The organism is Streptomyces sp. NPDC006012 (genome assembly GCF_042871185.1).
Taxonomy (GTDB): domain Bacteria; phylum Actinomycetota; class Actinomycetes; order Streptomycetales; family Streptomycetaceae; genus Streptomyces.
In genome coordinates this window covers 1-3,978 of sequence record NZ_JBIAIE010000061.1, presented here as the reverse complement: position 1 = coordinate 3,978, position 3,978 = coordinate 1, and the positions used below count along the sequence as shown (strand labels likewise).

Annotated in this window: 2 rRNA genes (1 of these 2 only partly in view); both read right to left on the bottom strand. The window is 57.3% G+C overall.

The window, feature by feature from the left end:
- Nucleotides 1-1,916, bottom strand: a 23S ribosomal RNA gene (locus ACFYPJ_RS38975); it reaches 1,273 nt to the left of the window's first position.
- Nucleotides 1,917-2,218: 302 nt separating this feature from the next.
- Nucleotides 2,219-3,741: ribosomal RNA gene (locus tag ACFYPJ_RS38970) — 16S ribosomal RNA — on the bottom strand.
- The 16S and 23S rRNA genes sit together here, the layout of an rRNA operon.
- Between the last annotated feature and the right edge of the window lie 237 nt (nucleotides 3,742-3,978).

Genomic DNA, 3,978 nt, shown 5'->3' with positions numbered 1-3,978 from the left:
ATCACCAGACGTGGCCCCCCTTCTCCCGAAGTTACGGGGGCATTTTGCCGAGTTCCTTAACCATAGTTCACCCGAACGCCTCGGTATTCTCTACCTGACCACCTGAGTCGGTTTAGGGTACGGGCCGCCATAAAACTCGCTAGAGGCTTTTCTCGACAGCATAGGATCATCCACTTCACCACAATCGGCTCGGCATCAGGTCTCAGCCACACATGCGACGGATTTACCTACCGCACGGCCTACACCCTTACCCCGGGACAACCACCGCCCGGGATGGACTACCTTCCTGCGTCACCCCATCACTCACCTACTAACCGCTCGGTTCAGCGGCTCCACCACTCCCCTCAACTCCGAAGAGATCAGGGCGGCTTCACGGCCTTAGCATCACGATCCTCGATGTTTGACGCTTCACAGCGGGTACCGGAATATCAACCGGTTATCCATCGACTACGCCTGTCGGCCTCGCCTTAGGTCCCGACTTACCCTGGGCAGATCAGCTTGACCCAGGAACCCTTAGTCAATCGGCGCACACGTTTCCCACGTGTGAATCGCTACTCATGCCTGCATTCTCACTCGTGAACCGTCCACAACTACCTTCCAGTGCTGCTTCACCCGGCACACGACGCTCCCCTACCCATCACGATCCCCGTTAGGAGTAATATCGCAATGACACGACTTCGGCGGTACGCTTGAGCCCCGCTACATTGTCGGCGCGGAATCACTAGACCAGTGAGCTATTACGCACTCTTTCAAGGGTGGCTGCTTCTAAGCCAACCTCCTGGTTGTCTCTGCGACTCCACATCCTTTCCCACTTAGCGTACGCTTAGGGGCCTTAGTCGATGCTCTGGGCTGTTTCCCTCTCGACCATGGAGCTTATCCCCCACAGTCTCACTGCCGTGCTCTCACTTACCGGCATTCGGAGTTTGGCTAAGGTCAGTAACCCGGTAAGGCCCATCGCCTATCCAGTGCTCTACCTCCGGCAAGAAACACACGACGCTGCACCTAAATGCATTTCGGGGAGAACCAGCTATCACGGAGTTTGATTGGCCTTTCACCCCTAACCACAGGTCATCCCCCAGGTTTTCAACCCTGGTGGGTTCGGTCCTCCACGAAGTCTTACCTCCGCTTCAACCTGCCCATGGCTAGATCACTCCGCTTCGGGTCTTGAGCATGCTACTCAACGCCCTATTAGGACTCGCTTTCGCTACGGCTACCCCACACGGGTTAACCTCGCAACACACCGCAAACTCGCAGGCTCATTCTTCAAAAGGCACGCAGTCACACCAAAGTGCTCCCACGGCTTGTAGGCACACGGTTTCAGGTACTATTTCACTCCCCTCCCGGGGTACTTTTCACCATTCCCTCACGGTACTATCCGCTATCGGTCACCAGGGAATATTTAGGCTTAGCGGGTGGTCCCGCCAGATTCACACGGGATTTCTCGGGCCCCGTGCTACTTGGGTATCTCTCAAGCAAGCCGCTGACATTTCAACTACGGGGGTCTTACCCTCTACGCCGGACCTTTCGCATGTCCTTCGTCTACATCAACGGTTTATCACTCACCGACCAGCCGGCAGACTGATCAAGAAAGAACCCACAACCCCCACGACGCAACCCCTGCCGGGTCTCACACGCCGAAGGTTTAGCCTCATCCAGTTTCGCTCGCCACTACTCCCGGAATCACGGTTGTTTTCTCTTCCTGAGGGTACTGAGATGTTTCACTTCCCCTCGTTCCCTCCACATACCCTATGAGTTCAGGTACGGGTGACAGCCCATGACGACTGCCGGGTTTCCCCATTCGGAAACCCCCGGATCAAAGCCTGGTTGACGACTCCCCGGGGACTATCGCGGCCTCCCACGTCCTTCATCGGTTCCTGGTGCCAAGGCATCCACCGTGCGCCCTTAAAAACTTGGCCACAGATGCTCGCGTCCACTGTGCAGTTCTCAAACAACGACCAGCCACCCGTCACCCCGAACCACAAGATCCGAGTACACCGGGACCGGCACTGAAGGAAACTCATTCCCTCAGACACCCAACAGCGTGCCCAACACCCACAGCAGATCCAAACCCGCGTTCCACACTCAAAGAGCAGTACTAGCAGTCAGAACCGACTGATGATGCCGAATAGTCAACGTTCCACCCATGAGCAAACCACCGTCGAACACTCGCCGACGTAGTGGCTCTGGATCTCCCGAAAGAGACCTAGAAGCTCCTTAGAAAGGAGGTGATCCAGCCGCACCTTCCGGTACGGCTACCTTGTTACGACTTCGTCCCAATCGCCAGTCCCACCTTCGACAGCTCCCTCCACAAGGGTTGGGCCACCGGCTTCGGGTGTTACCGACTTTCGTGACGTGACGGGCGGTGTGTACAAGGCCCGGGAACGTATTCACCGCAGCAATGCTGATCTGCGATTACTAGCGACTCCGACTTCATGGGGTCGAGTTGCAGACCCCAATCCGAACTGAGACCGGCTTTTTGAGATTCGCTCCACCTCACGGTATCGCAGCTCATTGTACCGGCCATTGTAGCACGTGTGCAGCCCAAGACATAAGGGGCATGATGACTTGACGTCGTCCCCACCTTCCTCCGAGTTGACCCCGGCGGTCTCCCGTGAGTCCCCAGCACCACAAGGGCCTGCTGGCAACACGGGACAAGGGTTGCGCTCGTTGCGGGACTTAACCCAACATCTCACGACACGAGCTGACGACAGCCATGCACCACCTGTACACCGACCACAAGGGGGCGCCTGTCTCCAGACGTTTCCGGTGTATGTCAAGCCTTGGTAAGGTTCTTCGCGTTGCGTCGAATTAAGCCACATGCTCCGCCGCTTGTGCGGGCCCCCGTCAATTCCTTTGAGTTTTAGCCTTGCGGCCGTACTCCCCAGGCGGGGAACTTAATGCGTTAGCTGCGGCACCGACGACGTGGAATGTCGCCAACACCTAGTTCCCACCGTTTACGGCGTGGACTACCAGGGTATCTAATCCTGTTCGCTCCCCACGCTTTCGCTCCTCAGCGTCAGTAATGGCCCAGAGATCCGCCTTCGCCACCGGTGTTCCTCCTGATATCTGCGCATTTCACCGCTACACCAGGAATTCCGATCTCCCCTACCACACTCTAGCTAGCCCGTATCGACTGCAGACCCGGAGTTAAGCCCCGGGCTTTCACAATCGACGCGACAAGCCGCCTACGAGCTCTTTACGCCCAATAATTCCGGACAACGCTTGCGCCCTACGTATTACCGCGGCTGCTGGCACGTAGTTAGCCGGCGCTTCTTCTGCAGGTACCGTCACTCTCGCTTCTTCCCTGCTGAAAGAGGTTTACAACCCGAAGGCCGTCATCCCTCACGCGGCGTCGCTGCATCAGGCTTTCGCCCATTGTGCAATATTCCCCACTGCTGCCTCCCGTAGGAGTCTGGGCCGTGTCTCAGTCCCAGTGTGGCCGGTCGCCCTCTCAGGCCGGCTACCCGTCGTCGCCTTGGTGAGCCATTACCTCACCAACAAGCTGATAGGCCGCGGGCTCATCCTTCACCGCCGGAGCTTTACAACCCAGGAGATGCCTCCCAGGCTCATATCCGGTATTAGACCCCGTTTCCAGGGCTTGTCCCAGAGTGAAGGGCAGATTGCCCACGTGTTACTCACCCGTTCGCCACTAATCCCCACCGAAGTGGTTCATCGTTCGACTTGCATGTGTTAAGCACGCCGCCAGCGTTCGTCCTGAGCCAGGATCAAACTCTCCGTGAATGTTTACCGGTCATCCGGTGCAACACCACGAGAGCGGTGCAAGAGGAGGAATAATCCCCTCGCACACAGCGTCCTCGCTGTGTTATTTCAAAGGAACCTCGCCCCGATCATCACGACCGGAGACGGGGTATCAACATATCTGGCGTTGACTTTTGGCACGCTGTTGAGTTCTCAAGGAACGGACGCTTCCTTCGTACTCACCCTCTCGGGCTTTCCTCCGGGCGCTTCCCTTCGGTG